Here is a 21,744-nt window from a genome sequence, read left to right on the forward strand (position 1 = left end):
TAAAAGGGATTCTAGAAAGAGTCCTTTTTTATGCATAATAATATAGAAATAGACAATTTGAAAATGTTTGTTTATGAAGAAAGCTTATATATTAGTTAAAAATTATTTAGGAAAAATAAGATAATTAAATTAAATAAGAAGTTTTATTGCATATTTATATAGTATAAAGTAGTTACTAAAAATTATATTGAAGTAACTACGAGGAAGGGGATATAAAGTGTATTGTGTAATACAAGAAATAAAACTTAAAAAAGAAAATACTTATGGAGAATACAAAGAACTTGAGGCATATTATACATCATCAGTTAAATATGGTGTTAATTGTGGATATTATGGGTATGAATATACAGGAGGTAGATTTAAAAGATCTATAAAGAAGGCTTATAAAATAAGTATTCATAAGAGTTATAGGGAAAATGGTAAAGTTAAAAAGAAACAATGGAGTATAGGTACAATTGAATATTATGAAATTGCTACTAATTCTGATACATGGATAGGTGATTATTGCAATTTAAATAATAAATGTGAATTAATCGGGATAAGAGAAGAACAACTTTGTAAAATGATATATAAAAAACTTAATCCATTAGTTGAAAAAATAGGGAAGGAATATAGAAAAACGAAAGAATACGAAACTCATAAGAAACATGAAAAAATAATAAATAAGTATATAAAAGATAAAATAAACTTTGAAGAAATATATGGAAGAGGCTCTTATGATAAATGTTATGATGTTTTTGGAATACTTAGAAATAAGGAAATGCTAGAACAAATAAAAAGACAGTATGAATCAGCTAAAGAACAGCAGCGTAGTTACTATGAAGATTTTAAAAGTAACTACAAAAGCTATAATTCAGATAGTAGTTACCAGAAAAATAAACATAGTAACTACAATAAAGAAGATAAGGACAAGTATAAGAAAATATATAAAACCTTAGCAAAAACATATCACCCAGATATAGCGAAAGATGATGGGGAAATGATGAAAATAGTTAATAAATTAAAAGTAGAATGGGGGATATAGTAGTTACTAAATATATTTATGTAGTAACCACATGTATATACTTGGATATAGATAATTTCTAAATTTATTTTATGATTAAATAAAGAAAAAACACTTAAATCTTGAAGTTACAAGAGTTTAAGTGTTTTTGGTGCCGGCAGAGGGAATCAAAATATCAATTTTGGTACAAGTATTAAATAACTCTGTAATTTTGATATTTAAAGGGTTTATACCATTTCGCAAATTATAATATTTTTATTAATTGTTACACTAGTTGTAACAAAAAGTGTAACAAAAAAATAGGCTGATATAAATATACCAACCTATGCAAACATATTATTTATCTTATCATATTCTTTAATATCTTTATGTTTATTGACTTCTGCATAAACTCCCATAGTAACAGATATATCAGTATGGCCTACCCAGTTCATTATAGTTTTTAAATTAATATCGTTACTTATACAGTTAGTAATAAATATATGTCTTAAACTATGGAAATGTATATCAGTTTTTATTTCAGCCTTCTTAAGAGCTGCTTTTAAACGCCTATTAGGTTGTTTATTATCTAAATAATCACCATTTTCCTTACAGAAGATTAATTTATTATCAAAATATAACTCTCCAAGCCTAAGTTTATTTTCTTTATTATTTTTGATAAGAGATTTGAGTATAGGAGTAAGTAAAGATGGAAAAGGAACTTCTCTTATACTCTTTTTAGTCTTAGGAATAGTAACTCTATTTTCATAGATCTTCTTACCTTCCTTAGTACGTTCTCCAGTCCATACATATTTAACAGATTTATTTATTCTTATAACTCTATTATCAAAGTCTATATCCTTTTCTTGTAGAGCCATAGCCTCACCTAGACGAAGTCCACACATTAAGCCTAATAATATTATTCCCTCGAGTTTATCTCCTTGTAGAGCTTTTATTAAGGCTTTTTGCTCATCTTCTGAAATATAGTTTTCTTTTTCTTCTATAACATCATGATTTTTAGGATAAACTATACCTCTAGTAGGATTATTCTTAACTTTATTTATAGTAATAGCGTAATCAAAGCATTTACCAATAGCACGATTAAGATTTTTAATTTGTGATAAAGTATGTTTTTCTAATAATTTATTAGTTATTTTTTGAAGATATAAAGTATCTACATCAATTAATTTAACATCATTTAATCCTTTAGTAGGTTTTATATATAATCTATATATACCTTCAATTCTTTCAAAGGTAGACGGCTTTAATTCTTGTTTTTTAATATTCCATATCCAATCATAAAAGAAGTTTCCTAAAGTGGAATTATCGCTATTTATCGTATGTGTTTCTTGGTATTCTTTTAATTTGGCTTTAGCTTCCTTTTGAGTTTTACCATATATGACTTTTCTTTTAGGTTTTCCAGTTAGAGGGTCATATCCTTTAAATATAGCAATACGCCAGTATTTTATACCATTTCTAGTTACCCACCCGGCAGAGCCTTCACCATTAGACCTTTTAGCCATTATATACATCTCCTTTCTTATATTTTATGATGTAGTGGTATTGACACTACATTTCCCCATTATGTTGGCGATAATTCCACACAAGTGGGGAAAGATTCGGAAAAAGGTTACCGAATATAATTAGGCAACCTTAATAAATTAAGTTAAGTCTAAAGATGAAAAATCAATATTAAGGTCTTTAAATATAGATACTGGTACCACATCATCAAATGAATAGATATTAGGTGTATCATAGCCAGTATCAGTTAGGTTATAAACTAATATATTCTTTTTCATAGGGTTAATAATCCAGTATTCTTGTACTTTATACTTTTCATATAAACCAGCTTTTCTTATATAGTCATTGCTAGGATTAAAAGGCGATACAACTTCTACAATCATATTTGGTGAGCCTGTGCAACCTTTATCAGTTAATTTAGACTTATCACATATAACAGATATATCGGGTTGAACTATATTCTTGCTACTATTAATACCCTCATTATCATCAATAAGAATTACATCAAATGGAGCAGGATAGACTTCACAGGAGCCATTATTGGCTTTAGTATAGTTTTCTAGTTGGTTAGATACCTTCATAATTATTTTTTGATGTATTCTTGAAGGAGCAGGGCTCATATTATATATTTTTCCTTCAATAATCTCTATACGCTCATTTTCATCATAAGTAAGGTAATCTTTATAAGTATAAGTTTTATTTTCCTTTGCTAACATAATAAAATCTCCTTTCTTATATTTAATATCTTCGTCTTAATTTCGGACTAAGTATAAAATGTAGTTACCTTTGATTTTTTTTATAGTATCTACATATTAGTTTGGGGGTTATCTTTTAGTTAATTCAGCTAAATCATTAATAAGATTAGTTTGGTTTTTAATCAATTCATTAGCAGAAGGGACAGGAGAATCCTCTCTACCTTCAAATTTTATTGAAATTCCCAAATTATAAATATTGCGATATAAATCATGTATTAGGTTGAGTTTATCTAAATTACCTTCTTTTGAATCAGAGAAAATTGTTAAAAACATTGTATCGACAATATTTGTAATTAATTTAGAAACTTTAGGGTTATCAGATAACTCAATTATTTTTGAAAGTGCTTGAAAATCATTGTGTAATATAACACTATTGAATTTTCGATAATCACTTCTACCTAAAATATAATCTGTTTGAACATTTAGGGCGTCAGATAATTTTTCAATAGTTTCAAATTTGGGAATTCTATCTCCTCTTTCATACTTATTTATAGCAGATAGGGAAATTTTACTTTTATCAGACAATTCTCGTTGCGTTAAGTTTCTTTCAGTACGTAACTTTCTTATATTATTACCGATAGTATTATCCATGGTTAAAACCTCCTTACTTCAATTATAGCAACAAAAATATAGAAAGTACACACTTTTGTGCTTGACATACACTTTTGTGCGTGATAATATAAAATTAACAAGCACAAAAGTGTGTAAAGGTGGTGAGTAAATGGGATTAAAATTAAAGATTAAAAGAATAGAAAAAGGTATTAAACAATGCGAGTTAGCAGAAAGAGTAGGAATTTCTAGATATTCATTATCAGCACTGGAAAGAGATAAGATAAAAAGTCCTAAATTAGAAGTTATGAAAAAAATAGCAAAAGTACTTGACACATCAGTTACTGAACTTTTTTTCAGTGAAGAAGAATAATTGTTGCTACTTATGGCAATAAACATATCAAAAATCTTTCGCAACAAGTGGCGAAAATAAATCATATCTAAATGACACTACAGAGTAAGACAAAAATAAAGTGCAATGCTTTATAGATATTAAATAGAGAAATGAAAGGATTGATATTATGGCATATACAAAAAATGGAATGAATATGTATGTAGGTCGATATCGGGTGGTATGTGAATTTTGTAGAGAAACGTTAAAACCTTGTAAAGAGGATAATTATATCTATTGCAAGAATGGAGGTCAAATTTACCGTTTTGATGATGAAACCTTAGTTTACTATAAAGAAGGTAGAAATAAAGCAAATTTAACAGTAAATAGCTTAAAGTCGCAAGGAATTGAAATAATAAATAATAATTCAACAGATGAAGACTTAATGTTTAAGTTCTATGAAAAAGATATACATAAAATAGCTGATATTTTTGGAGCAAGAACATTAGGGGCAAATATAAAATCAGCTAGCAAGAGGAATTTAAAATTATTTGAATGGTTCAATGAAAATAAACAGTATTATCTTGAAAAAGGACTAATAAAAGAAATTTCAGAAGAGAGAAAAGAACAAGCTAGAAAATCTCTTGAAAAATTTAGGGAGAGAATAAGCGAATAAAGAGTTAAATTTAAATTTTAGAGCGTATTTAGGTATAAAACTATATTTAAATATTCAAAAGCTGAAATAGGAGCCTAAAAGCATTAATACTTAAATTTGTTTAATAAAATTATGGAGGGATAAAGAATGGAAGAATTAGAACAACAACCAATAACAATACAAGAGTATAGAAAGAAAGTAGATAAATTAACTTGTAAAATTCCAGAACTTGCAGAAATGTTAGATATATCTGTAGATAAAGCAAGAAGATTAACACATATAGAAGGATTTCCTTGTATACGTATGGGGAGAGATATAAGGATTATTTTAAGCAAATTAGATGAATGGTTATCAGAACATATCGGAGAAGTATTATAGGAGGTGTAGGCATGGATATAAAAATATTTAGAGCATATGTGAAGTTATGTAAGGAATGGGACAAGCCTATTACATGGAGTGGACTTCATAATTTTAAAATGGCATTTAAGTAGGTGAGAACTTGAATATTCCTTATCATAAAATAGATTCAAGAATACTTGAATATGAAATAGATAGTATAGAGTTTAAGTTTGGTATGTGGATTACAAAAAAAGAATTTGGGCAAAGGTTAAATAATAATAATCCATTACCTAAAGGACAATTTTTTATGAGTGTTAGAGTTGTTGCTAAGGATATAGAAATTACTGAAATGATTGCTAGAAGGTTAATAAAACAGTTTACAAAGTTAGATATTATAAGACTTGTAGCGAGTTCAAAAAATCCAAAACAAGGGTCGATTTATGAGTATTTAGTACAGGTTGAAAACAACACAGTAGAAAACATAGTAGTAACACAGTTAGAACACAGTAAAAGTGAGAGAACAAAAGGACTTGAAGATAATAAAGAACACAGTAAAAACACATATAATAACACAGTAGATAACACATCTAAAAATAAAAATAAAAGAAAAGAAAATATATATAATACTATTTTTGATTTTTGGATAAGTAAAAATGTTAGAAAGCATAGAGCATTAACTAATGAAATGAAAAAAGCTATAGATAAAGCATTAAAGGAATACTCTAAAGATGAAATATTGGAGGCTATTAATAACTATGGCGATATGTATAATGACCTTAATTATCAATGGTGTAACTATCAATGGGGATTAAATGAATTTCTAGTAAGAAAGGATAAAGATGGTATAAGACAAATAGGATTGTTTTTAAATGATGGTAGCAAGTATTTAAATTACTTAAAAGTCAATGAAATGAAGACAAAGAAAGTGGAACAAAGTAATGATAGTAAAAGTATAGAAATAGAGGAGTTTTTAGGAGGAAGAGTGTAGAATGAAATCTTATTATGACAAGGATTTAGAGGAAAAATCTTTAGGAATTTATATAAGTAACCCTAATTTGCTATATGAAAGTAGATTAAAGACAGATTATTTTCATAATACCCAAAATGGAATAATGTTTGAAACTATGATGAGATTGAAAAGTCAAAATAAAGATATAAATATCATAACTGTAACTAAAGAGTTATCTAAAAACAAGAATAGTAAATGGTTACCTTCTGATATTAGTGATTTATTAGAACATAGTATGTATAGGTCAGCCATAGAAAGTATTGAAAGAGAAATAATTTCACTATATGAAAAAAGAAATTTTAAAGAGCTAATACAAAAGTCTTTAATTAGATTAGAAGAGGAAGAGAACTTTGATATTGTAAAGGCTGACTTAATAAAAAATATAGAAACTAAATCAAGTGATGATATACCTATTATATCTATTACAGAATGTGTTGAGAAAGCCATAGAGATAACAGAGGAGGCTTATAACTCTAATGGAAAAATAACAGGTATGGAAAGTGGATATAAGCATTTAGATGCCGTATTAAATGGATTTGAAAAGCCGAGTTATATAGTTATAGGAGCTAGACCGGGAGTAGGGAAAACTGCATTTTCTTTAGAATTAGCAAAGAGATTATCGGAAAGAAATAATATATTGTATTTCTCTTTAGAAATGCCATTTGAGCAATTAGGGCAAAGATTATTAGCAAATACAACAAGTGTTCCACTTAAAAATATAAAAAATGGAAGAGTTACAGGAGAAACCTTTAATAGACTTTTATATGGACCTAGTAAGTTATCAAATAACAAATGTTATGTAATAGAGAAAGAAAATTTAAAGATAGAAGATCTAGTAAGTATATGCACATCATATAAACGAAAAAATGGGCTAGATGGAATAATAGTAGATTATTTTACTTTATTAAAAAGCTATAAATCATTTAGGGATAATAGGCTTTTATATAACTATATTAGTGAAGAACTAAGAATGTTATCTAAGAAATTAAAAATAAATATAATTTTATTGGCTCAATGCAATAGAAAGGCAGATGAAAAGAGAGATTTACAATTAAATGATTTGAAAGAAACTGCTAATTTAGAGCAGGACGCTAATGTTGTAATGTTCTTAGAACAAAAAGATGATATAAGACCTTTAAAAGAAGGAGAGCCTAGAGAAGATTATATAAGAGCAACTATAAGAAAAAATAGAAGTGGAGAGAATAATATAGGAATAATGTTTAGGTATTATAAAGGCACTCAAATATTAGATGAAGAAAAAGCTATTAGAATAAAGAAAGATGATAATTAAGAGGTGATAAATATAGGTAAGACAGAAGAATTAATATATAAAGCCTTAATAATAGGCGAGAAGTATGTACAAGCTGATAAGCCTACTAAAATTGAAGTTGGTAAGCTTATGACCAGTAATAGAAGAGTTAAAAAAAGAGGTATAAAAAGAAAAAATGCTTATAGATACTACCAATATCTATAAGCAAGGAGCTATCCAATAGGATACCTTTCATTCAGCAATTTAAGTGTATCCTATAAGCTCCTAAATGTAAATAGGAGGAATTAGGCAAGTGAAGGTTTCAATAAATAATAAAAAAATATTTAAATATAAAGGTGTAGTTCATATAGTTTCAGAAATAAAAGAAGATATTAAAGGCTTTACTGGTTGCTATCAGAAGAGAGAAGGTATTAAGTATTGTCTTATAAATTCTAATTTAAGTCCAATGAAAAAGAGAAGAACACTACATAATTTAATTAAAGACAAGCATTTAACTAGGGGGTAGACTATGGCAAAGATACAAATTAGATATGAGAATGAAATAGAAAAGCTTAAGATATTAGAGGTTTTATCTAAGGGAATTAAAATAAAGAAGATAAGTGAGACTATTAAAATTGGTAGATATTATAGGGTTTATGTAGAAATAGAGTAATAGATAAAAAGATTAGTATAGTTTTGTAAGTGGAAGGAGAAATATTATGATAGTTAAATATAAAAGTAAAGAGCAAATAATAGATGAAAAGATGGAGAGTTTAAGAGAGTTTTTTTCAAAAAAAGATTTTAATCGTTGGGTTAGAATAAATAAGAATGTAGCAGAAGGAAATGATAGAATTGCTATTAGTAATAATTTCTTAAAGTTAAAATTTAAACTTGTGAATATATATAAGGATTTAGATAATTATCGCAAGGAAAAGAAAAAGGCAAGTAAAGTATTAGAATTAGAATTTATAGATAAAAATACTGAAAGACAATACAAAGAATATATTAACAAGCTAGATAATCTTATAGAAAATTATAATAATCAATTAAATTCATTAGGATATGTATTAGTTAATTTATATGTACCTATGTTAGATAAATATTTTAATAAAAAAGAGATAGTTCAACTTATAGGTGGATCATATGAGCAAATAAAAAAGATTGATGAGTGGTATAAAAAAAGAGAAACAGGAACAAGGTCAATTACAGATTCTTATATTATTCATCATGGGGAATATAGATGGAGAAAGGGAAGAAGTAAAGACTTTATAGATTGTCCTAATTGGGAAATGCCTTTATTTAATTGTATGAGTGACTATATGTGGAAAGCTATTAATGACAATCCTAAAACAAGAGCAGAAATGGACAATAAGTTTGAAGAAATGTTCCAAGATTCTATGGTGAATGTAACTATTGATTCAAATGGGAATATTATTGCGACAGAGAAGGTAATACAAGAATTAAGCATAAAAGAATTAGTGATAGATTATCAAGGTAAATTTATAAGTGAATTAAAAAAAGACAATATATTTGATAATAAAACATATAGAGTTAAAAGGCTTGAAAATAATGTATATTGTATAGTTGATAAAGATAATAAAATGATAGAAAAAATATATAGGAAAAACATTTAAAAATATAAGGATATAATACCACAAGAAAATATATAAGCCTAAAAGCTGAATATTATCTTGTGGTTTTTTATTAAATATAAATATCCGTTGGGTACAGAACGGTAAAAAAAGAAAATAAAGAAAATAAATATTATAATGGTATATAGGATATATCCAAATGAATTATATGTGAGGAAAAGATGACAGAGAAAGAGTATTATAAAAATTATAGAGAGAAAAATAGAGAAAAATTAAACGCTTATCAAAGGGAATGGCGGAAGAGAAATAAAGAAAAAATTAAAGAGTATAGGCGAAGATATTGGGGAAATAAATCTAAAAATTTAATAATGGAAGGTGAGAAAAATAATGAATAAAAGAGCTAAGAAATTTGAAGAGATAGAAGAAATTGAAATAATTTCAAAGGCGTTACAAGGAAGTAAAATATCAAGCATATCAAAAGAATACCTTTCAAACGAGAAAACAATAAGAGAAGTATTATATCGACATGGTTACAAGTATGATAAGCAACTAAAGAAGTGGTATCACAAAGAGTCACATAAAGAATCCATATATATATTTAAAAACTGTGATATTGAGGAAGAAATTCAATATTTATCAGAAAATAGATATTATGAAAGATACATTAATCCATATCCGGATAGTTTGATGAATGATGAAAATATATCAATAGGTAAAGAAATGTACAAAGAACTTGAAGAAATGGCAGAAGAATATGGGGCAGATTCCCCAGAGGAGTTAATAGAGTTAATATTACTTAGATTCTTAGATAAAAATAGAAAAATAGATAAAAGTAAAGAGTTTGGAATTAAATATTTAAAGCAAGAAAGCTATGATGAAGAAGAAATTAAAATATTAATAAAGTATCATGAAAAAGTTAATATCTCCACTTTAGAAAATTTACTGTGGGAGGAAATGGATTCTTCTGATTCAAAGGGAGCGCTAGAAGAGATAAAAGGATTTTATATAAGAGAAATATCCAATAAGAAAAAAATAGATATTAATAAATTAGAGAAAATGGATTTTTATAATTTAAAAGAATTATATACAAAATTAAATAATAAGGGAGTTTAATATGAAATTAAGAGAAGTAACAGAAGAAAGAAAAAATTATTTTGAAAACAAGGTAATTTCTACATTGAATAATTACAATGATATGATTACCGAAACAGATAAAATGTTATTTAGATATGGAGTTATACATTACAATCAAACTCAAAATAAATATTCACTACAATTTGCTTCAGAACAGAAGGAAGCACTTAAAGTAGAAATAAAAAACCTTAATGTATCAACATTGGACAAGGTAATATCAGACTTGAAAGAGATAAAAGAAAATTATATTAATGAAATAGCTCCACAAATAGCAACAACAGATCCTTTAGAATTGAATTTTATAGAGAAAGAATTAAAAGTAATGAGTGATTCAGAACTTTTAGATTATTATAAGGAAAATTATTTAGATAAAAATATTACTAGACTTGTAAAGATTGAATATAGGGGTAGAAAGGGACTTATAAATGGGAATAGGATAATAATAGATTTACCAGACTATGATGTTAAAGATGATATAACAATTAACTTAGATACTCAAATAAAGAAAGTAGTAGGATTAAGACAAGTCGCAAGCAATATGTGTAGCTTTGTAGGGGAAATAGATTCAACAGGAACACCGGTGCCAAAACTTATTCCTTGGAATACTGTTTTTGCTAACGTAGAAAAGAGAAATATGCATGAGATAACAAAAGTAAGTTTAAAAGATTTTATTTAAAGGGGAAAATTTATGGATGAACTAAAACAATATATTGAAGAAAGAATTAAGTATATAACAAGCACTAGAGGAAAAATGAGAGTAGAGGCTTACGAATTAGGATATTTATATGAAAAGTTTATAATAGAGAAATCTGAATCAGAAGATAAAGAGCAGTTAAGAGAAAATTTAATCAATTTAATTGAAGTAAATAATAAATAAGAAAGTATTTAATAATTTATAACGATAATGGAGTAACTTATTTGGTTACTCCATTATCAATAATATAAGGTAGGGGGTTATGGTGAGAGTAGATCCAATTAAGAATAGAAATAATGTAATAAAAGTTATAAATGAACTTAAAAAAGGAGAGGAAAGGAATGTAATATTATTTAAAATAGGAATATATACAGGATTAAGAATAGAAGATATTTTAAGATTAAAAGTAAAAAATATAAATGGTAATACCTTAGAGATTCAGCAAGGAAAGACTAAGAAATATAAGAGGATACAGTTAAATGATGACCTTAGAAAAAGCCTAAAAGCTTATATAAAAGGCAAGAATGAAGAAGAATATATTATAAAAAGCAGAAATGGAAGTAATAAACCTTTAAGCTATACACAGGCATATAGAATAATAAAATCAGCTATAAAGAAAGCTAGGATAAAAGGTAATTATGGAACACATTCACTAAGAAAAACATATGCTTATGCTTTATATGAAAATAACGATTTAAGTATAGTACAAGGAGCATTAAACCACGATAATCAATTAACTACATTGAAATATATTGGTGTTACAGATGAGGAAATAAATAGAGCCACAATGAATATAAAATTTGATTAAAAATATAAATGAATGTAATTTTTTAATGCAAGATTTTGCATTGAGTGTCAGAGTAGAAAATAAAATATTAATTAGGCAAGATAAATAAAGGATTTATAAGCATAAAAATGAATGCAATAGTTTATATAAAACTTACATTAAAAAAGTAAGAGGAAACCCTTATAAATGCAAGGCTAGCTGGCAAAAAGATTTTAATTTATAAAAAGTAATAATTTTAGTGCATTATCAATTAGAAAGAAATTTATACAAATTTTTTTCGGTTTAACTCAACTAAAATCGGGAACACAAGTAAATACAGGGCTAGACAGAGAAAATTTAGACAAAAACTTTTATTATAGCTTTGGGAAATAAAATGTAAAAAATAAACAATTAAATGTATCAAAAAACGAACGTTTAACAATACCTAAAGAAATAAAGAGAAAACACCTCATAAATGGCTTAAAACCGTTAATAAATATGTATCATTAGGATTGTATAGTTTGATGATACATATTATAATTAACTTATAATATTATTAGAGCGAGGGTTAAAAATGATAGTAAGTTATTTAAGAGTAAGTACATTAAATCAAGAAGTAGGAAGACAAGAATATCAATTAGATAAATTAAATATTAAGTTTGATAAGGAATATATAGATAAATGCACTGGAAAGAATAAAGAAAGACCACAATTAATTAAAATGATTAATGAATTAAAAGAGGGGGATATTCTTTATTGTGAAAGTATCAGCAGATTAGGAAGGAATCTAAAAGACTTAATTGAGATAGTAGAACAATTAATTAATAAAGGTGTTAGAGTTATTTTAGTAAAAGAAGGTATCGACACCAGTACAACAACTTATAAGTTATTGATAGGTATATTTGGAGCAATAGCAGAAATGGAAAGAGAAACTATCCAAGAAAGAACATTACAGAGTATAGAAAGATTAAAAGAAATAAAATCCAATACTGGTGAAGTTGCGACTAAGAGTGGTAAATGGTTTGGTAGAGAAGAAAAGAAAGTTAGTGATCTACCGAAAGACTTCAAAAAGTATTATGATAAAATGACCAATAAAGAAATAACTAAGGTTGAAATGGCTAAGTTATTAGGAGTTGGAAGAGCAACATTGTATCGTTGGATAGCTTTATATGAGAATAAATAGTATTTATAAAGGTTATCAAGAACAATCATATAGAAGCTTTTTAATAATTCTAAGGAGCTGTTTGAAAGTAATAGATGGGAAATTTAAAATAATAGAGTTACATTTTATTGATAGACACTTATAGAAATATAGGTGTCTATTATTGTATAATTATGGTATGGAGGGGGGAGAATGAATGGAAGAAAATGATATTAGAGATACTATAGAAGAAACAGTAAATAATAGTATGAAAAAATATTTTAAGAATGGAACTAAGAAATTAAATTTATACACAATACTGCAAGTAATGTGGATGATAGAATTGTACTATTTGGGAACAAATGCAATTTATGAGTTTTTAGTTGAAAATCCGAAAATAAATAAAGATTTTAATATTGCTACTATTTATCTACCAAAAGAGATTGAAACTTATAATAACTTAATTAAAGAATATTTTTCATCATGGAGTAGTTTTGTTATATTCTTTGCAATAGCTATGATTATTTGTGGAATATGTTTTGCATTTATACGATTAATCCCAGTGTTAGGAGACTATAGATTAATATACTCATATTCATCTTATGGAATAGTAGTAGGAGGATGGTTAATTTTAATATACTGTACATACTATTTATATTTAAATATAGGGATATTATTTATGACACTCCCTATATTTATAAGTATGGGGGTAATTGCTATAGAGAATTTAAAAAAGTATTTAAAAAGGAGTCCTATAATTAAGTTAATAGAAGCATTTTATCCAGATGCTAGGTATTGGTAAATAAAGAAGTGATAGTATGTATTAAATAAAAGGAATAAAAAGTATATTTAATAATTCTATTATATAAAAGTATAATATTAGAATTTAATAATAAGATATCGAAATTATACTATTTCGTAGTTAGTATAGCGAAATAGTATTTTTATTTATTAAAGTTTACTAATATTAAACTAAAATTAGAAAGTTTGATTTTAAAGGAATAGCTTAAATAGGTGCTTTAAAGTAATTTCGCTAAATAGTGATTATACGAAATACTATTGAAAAATATGATTTACAACTTTATAGATAGGATTCCTCATAAGATTAAAGAACTAGTATAGAGTAATAGAATGTAATTTTAAAGGGATAAAATAATCAATCTTTACTAATAGGAAAAATAAATATAAAATTGTAAATATAAGGAGGTGATATTATGCCAATTACGCCTAAAAATAATAGTACAAGCTCTAATAACCAATCTACTAATAACAACAGACAGTCAACTGGTTATTTTGAAAAAAGAAGTATTAATGAGGGAACTAAATTAGTAAGCCAGCCATCTTACGCAAAACCACCAAGAAAAGAATAACGGAGAATAATAATGAGTCCAGATAATATAAAAGGATACATTGAAATTATCCCAATGCTATTTTTATATATAGTTCCAGGATATTTGTTTTTTAGGGTTTTTAATTTTGTACTAAATAAAAAGAATGAAAAACTTACTCAAAATATAGTAGAATACATAATTTGTAGTTATGTAATAATGGCTATAGTAAGATTTATACTTGGCTTATTTTTTAATGAAGTAGTTATTGAGTTACCAGAAGTTATCGTAAGTATATTATTATTAAGTGGTATATTGGGATACGTAGGAAGTAGATTAATTTTATCAGATTGGTTTTCTGGGAAAATATTAAATAAATTAAATATAACTAGAACAATCAATAATAATATTTTTGAAGAATATTTCAATGATAAAAAAGGATTATGGGTTAAGATATACTTGAAAGATGATAAATTAGTTTATTATGGTGCTATTGTAGGCTTTGATGTAAAAGAAAAATATGAAGATGGATATATAATTATAAACCAATATGAAGTTTATAAATATGATAAGAGTACTATTTATGATAGTACATTAGATATTAAATGTAAGGTGAATAATTTAGCATTTATAAAAGTCGCTAATATAAGTAGAATTGAAGCTAGGTATAGCGAAGATAGTAAATTACTTTGCAAGATATTAAATAACTCACAAAAATATACTTAGTAATGGAATTATATAAATATGAATAGTTATATTAAGTATTAAAGAGAATTCTAGAAATAGAGTTCTCTTTTTAGTTGTAACAAATAGTGTAACAAAAAATAAAAATGACTTTATCAAAAGATATTTAAACCTAGTGATAAAGCCATTTCTTATAATTATTGGTGCCGGCAGAGGGAATCGAACCCTCACGGTAAAACCGCATGATTTTGAGTCATGTGCGTCTGCCAGTTCCGCCATGCCGACTGGTTGCAAAAACTATTATATCAGAATAGGATTAAAATAGCAAGTAGTAAAATTTTATGGAACAAAAGGGAAAATTTTTGTAAGATTATGTTGTTTGAGATTTGGACATCTGTTATTATAGATGTAGGATAAATTTGCCCATGGTGGGATGGGATTTGTCCCGATTACTTGTAGTCTACATATTTAAAAGGTATTAATAAGCCAAAAGGACTATAGCAATCTATAATTAGGGAGGAGATATAATATGATGTATTCAAGAGAAGTGGAAGAAATGTGCGTTGTTGCTAAGGGACCAAATCACGGACCTGCACCAATTCCTGTTGAAGGAAGATGGGTACAAGCTAAAGAGGTTAAAGACATTTCAGGATTAACTCACGGAGTGGGTTGGTGTGCACCTCAACAAGGAGCTTGTAAATTAACTTTAAATGTTAAAGATGGAATAATTGAAGAAGCATTAGTTGAAACAATTGGATGTTCAGGTATGACTCATTCAGCTGCTATGGCTTCAGAAATATTACCAGGAAAGACTATATTAGAGGCATTAAATACAGATTTAGTTTGTGATGCTATTAATACAGCAATGAGAGAATTATTCCTTCAAATAGTTTATGGAAGAAGCCAAACTGCTTTTTCAGAAGGTGGACTACCTATAGGAGCTGGACTTGAAGATTTAGGAAAGGGGCTTAGATCACAAGTTGGTACTATGTACGGAACAGTTGCAAAGGGATCAAGATACCTAGAAATGGCAGAAGGTTATGTAACTAAGATTGCTTTAGATGCAAACAATGAGATTATTGGATATAGATTCGTTCACTTAGGAAAGATGATGGAAATGGTTGCTAAGGGAATGGATGCTAATGAAGCTATGGAAAAAGCTACAGGACAATATGGTAGATTTGACGAAGCTGTAAAAGTTATTGATCCAAGACACGAATAGTTTGAAGGGGGAAAAGTATTATGCCATTATTTGAAAGTTATGAAAGAAGAATTAATCAAATCACTCCTGTATTAGAAAAATACGGAATGACTAAAATAGAAGATGCTAAAACAGTTTGCGACGAAAAGGGTATAGATGTTTATGATATCGTAAAATCTACTCAGCCAATCGCTTTTGAGAATGCTATGTGGGCTTATACTCTAGGTGCTGCAATAGCTATTAAAAAAGGATGTGTAAAAGCTGCAGATGCTGCTGAAGCTATCGGAGAAGGCTTACAAGCTTTTTGTATTCCAGGTTCAGTTGCAGATGATAGAAAAGTTGGGTTAGGACATGGTAACTTAGGAGCTATGCTTTTAAGAGAAGAAACTAAGTGCTTTGCTTTCTTAGCAGGACACGAAAGCTTTGCAGCAGCAGAAGGTGCTATAAAAATAGCTGAAAAAGCTAATAAAGTAAGAAAAGAACCATTAAGAGTTATATTAAATGGTTTAGGAAAAGACGCTGCATATATTATATCAAGAATCAATGGATTTACTTATGTTGAAACAAACTTTGATTTCTACACAGGTAAGTTAGAAATAGTTAGAGAAGTTCCATATTCAAATGGACCAAGAGCTAAAGTTAAATGTTATGGAGCAAATGATGTTAGAGAAGGTGTTGCTATAATGCATCATGAGGGAGTTGACGTATCAATCACTGGTAATTCAACTAACCCTACAAGATTCCAACATCCAGTTGCTGGAACATACAAAAAGGAATGTGTTGATCAAGGAAAGAAATACTTCTCAGTAGCATCAGGTGGTGGTACAGGAAGAACTCTTCACCCAGATAATATGGCAGCAGGTCCAGCTTCATATGGTATGACAGATACAATGGGAAGAATGCACTCAGATGCTCAATTTGCAGGATCTTCTTCAGTTCCAGCACACGTTGAAATGATGGGACTTATCGGAATGGGTAACAACCCAATGGTTGGAGCTACTGTTGCAGTTGCTGTTGCTATAGAAGAAGCAATGAAATAAAGCAAAATAAAGGGTTTTATGGTTTTTTAATAAATAAAAGCGTATATTAAAATTTATTGAAAATAACTAAAAGTTTAATTTTGTCAATGAATTGTCAACGGAATTTTATATACGTTGACATCATGTTGACAAATGATAAGAGAGTGACTATTTTATTAGTTGCTCTTTTTTGTTTATATAAGCTTGTTAATGAAATAGTATTATTAATTTACGAATTATAACACTAGAAAAGTAATAAAAGTATAGAGATGTAAATATTATCACAAAAAATAATTATAAAAAATAAAATAATATTCGTTTAATACTTGGAATTTGTCTAAAAATGATGTATTATAATTCATGGATTTATAAAATAATACGAAAGAGGGATAAAATGAAGAAAGAAACAAGAACTAATAGATTTATAGATAGTTATTTTGGTATAACTGAAAGTGGATCTAATATTAAAAGAGAAATGTTAGCAGGAATAACTACATTTATGACAATGGCATATATATTAATTGTTAACCCTTCTATACTTTCACAAGCGGGAATGGATAGTGGAGCTGTATTCACAGCAACTGCAGTTTCAGCTATTGTTTCAACTTTAATAATGGGAATATATGCAAAGCTTCCATTTGCTCAGGCTCCAGGTATGGGACTAAATGCATTCTTTGCATTTACAGTAGTTATTGGAATGGGGTATTCATTTCAATTTGCTTTAACAGCTGTATTTTTAGAAGGGTTAATATTTATTTTACTTACTGCATTCAATGTTCGTGAAGCTATAGTTGATTCTATACCAACAAATATTAAAAAAGCAATTTCAGTAGGAATAGGATTATTTATAGCACTTATAGGTTTAGAAGGAGCAGGTGTTATTGTTAATACTGAAGGTACATTAGTTGCACTTGGAGATATAACAAAAGGACCAGCTTTATTAGCAATTATAGGTATAGTTATAACAGGTATATTAATGGCTAGAAGTGGTAAAGGTGCTTTATTTATAGGTATGATAATAACAGCAATTATAGGAATTCCAATGGGAATTACAAATTTACCAGATGCAATAATAAGTGCACCTCCTTCAATTAGCTCTGTGTTTATGAACTTTGAGTGGCACAATGTATTTTCTATAGATATGTTAATAGTATTATTTACATTATTATTTATGGATATGTTCGATACAATCGGTACATTAGTTGGAGTTGCTACAAAAGCAAAAATGTTAGATAGTGAAGGAAAAGTTCCAAATATCAAAAAAGCACTTTTTGCAGATGCAGTTGGAACTACATTAGGAGCTTGCTTAGGAACTAGTACTGTAAGTACATTTGTTGAAAGTGCATCAGGAGTTGCTGAAGGTGGAAGAACTGGATTAACAGCAGTTTCAACGGCGATAATGTTTACATTAGCATTGTTCTTTGCACCGTTATTTGGAGTTATTACACCAGCTGTAACATGTTGTGCTTTAGTTTTAGTAGGTTTATTTATGTTAGAACCAATAAAAGAAATAGATTTAGAAGACTGGACAGAAGCATTACCTGCATTTTTAACTATTATAATGATGCCACTAGCTTATAGTATTTCAGATGGAATGGTATTTGGTGTTTTATCTTACATAATAATTAAATTATTTACTGGAAAATATAAGGATATTACTATATCAACAATAATAGTAGGGATTGTATTTGTTTTAAAATTTATAATATAAATTTATATTATAATTAATAGAAGGATATAGAAGAAGCTTAGGAATAATTAATGTATTTCTAAGCTTTTTATTAGTTAAAATTAAATTGATAAAAATTGTAAGTTAATAAAATAATGGTGTATTATTTAATAATTAAATTAAACACATATATTGTGGGAGAGAATCATGTAGAGAAAGAAAGGTTTTAAAAAAGAAAGAGAAAGAAAGATATTAAATAGTAAATTTAGTGAAAAAATAAAATCAGCAAATCTTGCTTCATATTTTGAATTAACCGATAATGATATAAATACTGTTGATAATATTACGAAAGCTTTAGTTTCCTCTCAAAGATATAATAGAAAGCAAGAAATTAAGGAGTAAGTTAAAAACTTTTATGATAAGTGGAATAAACCAATTTTCTTTGGTGAACTAGGGTTTCTGAAAACTAATAAAGCATCAGTTGAGCCATGGAATCCTTATCCTTAAAAAGAAGTAAATACACAAGAGCAAACTAATGGCTTTGAAGCATATAGAAAGACCTATGAGTGAGAATCATAGTTTTTATTAATTTTATTATAGGTATAAAGAAATATTAATTAGTAACATAATAAATAGAAGTTTAATATTAATATTAAACTTCTATTTATGTATTTTTTAATATAATAAGAATTTTTAGGGAAATATAAGAGTATATTATGAATGATTAACAAAATATTTAATATTATCAATAAAATATTAAAAAAATACTAATATAATAAAAATATGTAAATTAATAAAATATTTATTATTGTCGGAATATATTGGTGTTGATAAAATAAATATGAATTAATTATTTAATACTTAAGAGTTTAAGGAGGCGCGTTATGGGAGAAGACGCTAAAAAAATTAGGTGGTACAACCTGGCATTAATGGCATTTGTATCAGTTTGGGGATTTGGAAATGTAGTAAATAACTTTGCAAATCAAGGATTAACTGTAGTTGTATCATGGATTTTAATAATAGGTTTATATTTTGTTCCTTATGCCTTAATGGTTGGTGAATTAGGATCAACTTTTAAAGATGGGAAAGGAGGAGTAAGTACATGGATTAGAAAAACTATGGGACCAACCTTAGCATATTTTGCAGGATGGACTTATTGGGTAGTACATGTACCTTACTTAGCTCAAAAGCCTCAGGCTGTTTTAATAGCACTTGGATGGGCTGTAAAACAAGATGGGACTTTTATAAGCAATATGAACACGCTTTTAGCACAAAGTCTAACATTAGTTGTATTTTTAGTATTCTTATGGGTAGCATCTAGAGGAATTACATCTCTAAAGAAAATTGGTACTATTGCAGGTACTTCAGTGTTTGTTATGTCTATGCTATACATATTATTAATGGTAGCAGCACCAGCTATAAGAGGAGTAGAAATTGCTACTACAAATATAACATTAAAGTCAATTATACCTAATTTTGATTTTACATATTTTACAACATTATCAATGCTAGTGTTTGCAGTTGGAGGTGCAGAAAAAATATCTCCATATGTAAATAATATGAGTAAGCCTAGTAAGGAATTTCCAAGAGGAATGATAGCACTAGCTGCTATGGTTGCTATTTCAGCTTTACTTGGATCAATGGCTATGGGTATGATGTTTGATGCTAATAATATTCCTAAAGATCTTATGATGAATGGTCAATACTATGCATTTAAGATGTTAGGTGAATATTATGGATTAGGTAATTTATTCTTAATAATTTATGCAATAGCAAATATGCTTGCACAAATATCAGCATTAGTATTTTCAATAGATGCACCACTTAAGGTTTTAATTGGTGATGCTGATGAAAATTATATACCAAGAAAATTAACTAAAACTAATAAATACGGTGCTCCTATAAATGGATATGCTATGACTGCAATATTAGTTGGTATATTAATTATGGTTCCAGCTTTAGGAATTGGGGATATGAACGCATTATTTGATTGGTTATTAAAACTAAATTCAGTAGTAATGCCATTAAGATATTTATGGGTATTCTTAGCATTTATAATGCTTAAGAAACTATCAGATAAGTTTAATTCAGATTATAAATTTGTAAAGAATAATAAAGTAGCTTTAGGCTTTGGGATTTGGTGCTTTATATTCACTGCTTTTGCTTGTTTAATGGGTATGTTCCCAAAAGGTGTTGAAACATATTCAGGTGAATGGTGGTTCCAAATATCTCTTACTATAATTACAATAGTTGTATTATTAGGGCTAGGAGTTATTTTACCAAAAATTGCAAAGAAAGATAAATCTACATCAAAATAATAATAAGAGTTATTATAAACCTTTTAAAGAAATAAAAAATATCTTTTATTGAAAAATTTTTTTTCTTATGGTATAATACCTTTATTGTAGCAGAAACTAACAATATAAAATAAAAAGGTAGGTTTATTATGAGCAGTGGATTAAAAACAGGATTATACTTAGTGGGTGGAGTGTTAATAATTGGATTAGTTGCAGCTTTAGCTATTCAACTTTTAGTATGGATATTACCTTTTATAGTAATTTTATATATTGTATTTAAGGTAAAAGGATACTTTGATAGTAAAAGAGGTAAGAGCACAACTAGTGATAGTTATAGCTACGAAACTAAATCGAACTTTAATAATGATTATTCAAATAGTATTGATGATTCTGTTGGAGAAGTAATTGATGTAGAATATGAAGATTTAAATAAATAATTAATTATGGAACTCAGCGATTGCTGAGTTCTTATATTTATAAGTAAGGGTGGGGACAGACTGTGAATTTTAGAAAGCTTAAGATATTTTATGAAACTGCTAGACATTTAAATATGACAAAAGTGGCAAAGGAAATGTATATCAGCCAGCCTTCAATTAGTCAAAGTATAAATGAATTGGAAGCTGAACTTGGTGTAAAGTTATTTGATAGAATAGGTAAAAAACTATTTTTAACTCATGAAGGAGAAGTTTTTTTAAATTACACAAGGAGAATGCTTAATTTATATGATGAAGGAATAAAAAGCTTAAGAGAATTTACAGATAATAAAAAAGGTAAAATTGTTATTGGAGCAAGTACAACGATAGGGATATATATACTTCCAGAAATAATA

At 27.4% G+C, this 21,744-nt stretch carries 28 protein-coding genes and 1 tRNA gene; 25 read left to right on the top strand and 4 right to left on the bottom strand.

Annotated elements, in window-relative coordinates:
- The first annotated feature begins 217 nt into the window (after positions 1-217).
- The gene (locus J7M87_RS12205; RefSeq protein WP_291651320.1) at positions 218-1,024 is read left to right on the top strand and encodes a hypothetical protein; all 807 of its coding nucleotides are present in this window, start codon (positions 218-220) and stop codon (positions 1,022-1,024) included.
- 302 nt (positions 1,025-1,326) lie between these two features.
- Here J7M87_RS12205 and J7M87_RS12210 read toward each other — a convergent pair whose 3' ends face one another.
- The 3 genes from J7M87_RS12210 to J7M87_RS12220 all read right to left on the bottom strand — a co-directional run bounded on the left by J7M87_RS12210 (position 1,327) and on the right by J7M87_RS12220 (position 3,849).
- Positions 1,327-2,505 carry a tyrosine-type recombinase/integrase gene (locus J7M87_RS12210; protein WP_291651321.1) on the bottom strand — a complete coding sequence of 393 codons (1,179 nt, stop codon included), beginning with the start codon at positions 2,503-2,505 and terminating at the stop codon, positions 1,327-1,329.
- Positions 2,506-2,643: 138 nt separating this feature from the next.
- Positions 2,644-3,219: a Uma2 family endonuclease gene (locus J7M87_RS12215; protein ID WP_291651322.1), complete on the bottom strand. Its 576-nt coding sequence runs from the start codon at positions 3,217-3,219 to the stop codon at positions 2,644-2,646.
- A gap of 108 nt (positions 3,220-3,327) precedes the next feature.
- Positions 3,328-3,849 (bottom strand): helix-turn-helix transcriptional regulator, encoded by a 522-nt coding sequence (locus J7M87_RS12220; protein WP_291651323.1) that lies wholly within the window; start codon positions 3,847-3,849, stop codon positions 3,328-3,330.
- A gap of 130 nt (positions 3,850-3,979) precedes the next feature.
- Here J7M87_RS12220 and J7M87_RS12225 point away from each other — a divergent pair, with 130 nt between their 5' ends.
- From J7M87_RS12225 to J7M87_RS12310, 18 genes are all read left to right on the top strand, one after another.
- Positions 3,980-4,180 (top strand): helix-turn-helix transcriptional regulator, encoded by a 201-nt coding sequence (locus tag J7M87_RS12225; RefSeq protein ID WP_291651324.1) that lies wholly within the window; start codon positions 3,980-3,982, stop codon positions 4,178-4,180.
- Between the two features lie 148 nt (positions 4,181-4,328).
- Positions 4,329-4,814, top strand: coding sequence for a hypothetical protein (locus J7M87_RS12230; protein WP_291651325.1), 486 nt, complete (start codon positions 4,329-4,331; stop codon positions 4,812-4,814).
- Positions 4,815-4,940: 126 nt separating this feature from the next.
- Positions 4,941-5,171, top strand: a complete 231-nt coding sequence (locus tag J7M87_RS12235) for a helix-turn-helix domain-containing protein (RefSeq protein WP_291651326.1) — start codon at positions 4,941-4,943, stop codon at positions 5,169-5,171.
- A gap of 121 nt (positions 5,172-5,292) precedes the next feature.
- Positions 5,293-6,120, top strand: a complete 828-nt coding sequence (locus J7M87_RS12240; protein ID WP_291651327.1) for a hypothetical protein — start codon at positions 5,293-5,295, stop codon at positions 6,118-6,120.
- A gap of 1 nt (position 6,121) precedes the next feature.
- A complete protein-coding gene (locus J7M87_RS12245) occupies positions 6,122-7,432 on the top strand; it encodes a DnaB-like helicase C-terminal domain-containing protein (RefSeq protein ID WP_291651328.1) in 1,311 nt (436 codons plus the stop codon).
- A 3-nt stretch (positions 7,433-7,435) separates the two neighbouring features.
- Positions 7,436-7,615, top strand: a complete 180-nt coding sequence (locus J7M87_RS12250; protein WP_291651329.1) for a hypothetical protein — start codon at positions 7,436-7,438, stop codon at positions 7,613-7,615.
- An 88-nt stretch (positions 7,616-7,703) separates the two neighbouring features.
- Complete coding sequence (locus J7M87_RS12255) at positions 7,704-7,916, top strand: hypothetical protein (RefSeq protein WP_291651330.1); 213 nt, start codon at positions 7,704-7,706, stop codon at positions 7,914-7,916.
- Between the two features lie 3 nt (positions 7,917-7,919).
- Complete coding sequence (locus tag J7M87_RS12260) at positions 7,920-8,063, top strand: hypothetical protein (protein WP_291651331.1); 144 nt, start codon at positions 7,920-7,922, stop codon at positions 8,061-8,063.
- Positions 8,064-8,109: 46 nt separating this feature from the next.
- On the top strand, positions 8,110-9,024 hold the full coding sequence (locus J7M87_RS12265; protein ID WP_291651332.1) for a hypothetical protein: 915 nt from the start codon (positions 8,110-8,112) through the stop codon (positions 9,022-9,024).
- Positions 9,025-9,203: 179 nt separating this feature from the next.
- Positions 9,204-9,377, top strand: coding sequence for a hypothetical protein (locus tag J7M87_RS12270; RefSeq protein ID WP_291651333.1), 174 nt, complete (start codon positions 9,204-9,206; stop codon positions 9,375-9,377).
- The gene (locus J7M87_RS12275; protein ID WP_291651334.1) at positions 9,370-10,095 is read left to right on the top strand and encodes a hypothetical protein; all 726 of its coding nucleotides are present in this window, start codon (positions 9,370-9,372) and stop codon (positions 10,093-10,095) included. The genes J7M87_RS12270 and J7M87_RS12275 overlap by 8 nt, the downstream gene beginning before the upstream one ends.
- Before the next feature lies 1 nt (position 10,096).
- The gene (locus J7M87_RS12280; protein ID WP_291651335.1) at positions 10,097-10,792 is read left to right on the top strand and encodes a hypothetical protein; all 696 of its coding nucleotides are present in this window, start codon (positions 10,097-10,099) and stop codon (positions 10,790-10,792) included.
- A gap of 12 nt (positions 10,793-10,804) precedes the next feature.
- Entirely contained in the window at positions 10,805-10,993 is a 189-nt protein-coding gene (locus tag J7M87_RS12285; RefSeq protein WP_291651336.1) for a hypothetical protein, read from the top strand.
- An 82-nt stretch (positions 10,994-11,075) separates the two neighbouring features.
- Positions 11,076-11,618 carry a tyrosine-type recombinase/integrase gene (locus tag J7M87_RS12290; protein WP_291651337.1) on the top strand — a complete coding sequence of 181 codons (543 nt, stop codon included), beginning with the start codon at positions 11,076-11,078 and terminating at the stop codon, positions 11,616-11,618.
- 532 nt (positions 11,619-12,150) lie between these two features.
- Positions 12,151-12,759: a recombinase family protein gene (locus J7M87_RS12295; RefSeq protein WP_291651338.1), complete on the top strand. Its 609-nt coding sequence runs from the start codon at positions 12,151-12,153 to the stop codon at positions 12,757-12,759.
- Positions 12,760-12,934: 175 nt separating this feature from the next.
- Positions 12,935-13,519: a hypothetical protein gene (locus tag J7M87_RS12300; protein WP_291651339.1), complete on the top strand. Its 585-nt coding sequence runs from the start codon at positions 12,935-12,937 to the stop codon at positions 13,517-13,519.
- A 412-nt stretch (positions 13,520-13,931) separates the two neighbouring features.
- Entirely contained in the window at positions 13,932-14,087 is a 156-nt protein-coding gene (locus J7M87_RS12305; protein WP_291651340.1) for a hypothetical protein, read from the top strand.
- 12 nt (positions 14,088-14,099) lie between these two features.
- Positions 14,100-14,771, top strand: coding sequence for a hypothetical protein (locus J7M87_RS12310; protein WP_291651341.1), 672 nt, complete (start codon positions 14,100-14,102; stop codon positions 14,769-14,771).
- A gap of 159 nt (positions 14,772-14,930) precedes the next feature.
- Here the strand turns inward: J7M87_RS12310 and J7M87_RS12315 are convergent.
- Positions 14,931-15,014 (bottom strand) — tRNA-Leu (locus J7M87_RS12315).
- A gap of 244 nt (positions 15,015-15,258) precedes the next feature.
- On the opposite strand from J7M87_RS12315, the gene J7M87_RS12320 reads away from it, so the two are divergent.
- From J7M87_RS12320 to J7M87_RS12345, 6 genes are all read left to right on the top strand, one after another.
- A complete protein-coding gene (locus tag J7M87_RS12320; protein WP_066894354.1) occupies positions 15,259-15,951 on the top strand; it encodes an iron-sulfur cluster assembly scaffold protein in 693 nt (230 codons plus the stop codon).
- Between the two features lie 20 nt (positions 15,952-15,971).
- Entirely contained in the window at positions 15,972-16,970 is a 999-nt protein-coding gene (locus J7M87_RS12325) for a GGGtGRT protein (protein WP_291651342.1), read from the top strand.
- A gap of 373 nt (positions 16,971-17,343) precedes the next feature.
- Complete coding sequence (locus J7M87_RS12330) at positions 17,344-18,660, top strand: NCS2 family permease (protein WP_291651343.1); 1,317 nt, start codon at positions 17,344-17,346, stop codon at positions 18,658-18,660.
- An 842-nt stretch (positions 18,661-19,502) separates the two neighbouring features.
- Complete coding sequence (locus J7M87_RS12335; protein WP_291651344.1) at positions 19,503-20,936, top strand: amino acid permease; 1,434 nt, start codon at positions 19,503-19,505, stop codon at positions 20,934-20,936.
- A 128-nt stretch (positions 20,937-21,064) separates the two neighbouring features.
- Positions 21,065-21,352, top strand: coding sequence for a hypothetical protein (locus J7M87_RS12340; RefSeq protein WP_291651345.1), 288 nt, complete (start codon positions 21,065-21,067; stop codon positions 21,350-21,352).
- Positions 21,353-21,414: 62 nt separating this feature from the next.
- Positions 21,415-21,744 (top strand): LysR family transcriptional regulator (locus tag J7M87_RS12345; protein WP_291651346.1); only part of this gene is annotated, 330 nt, incomplete at its 3' end.

This window comes from Clostridium sp., assembly GCF_017888565.1.
In the GTDB taxonomy this organism is placed as follows: Bacteria; Bacillota; Clostridia; order Clostridiales; family Clostridiaceae; genus Clostridium.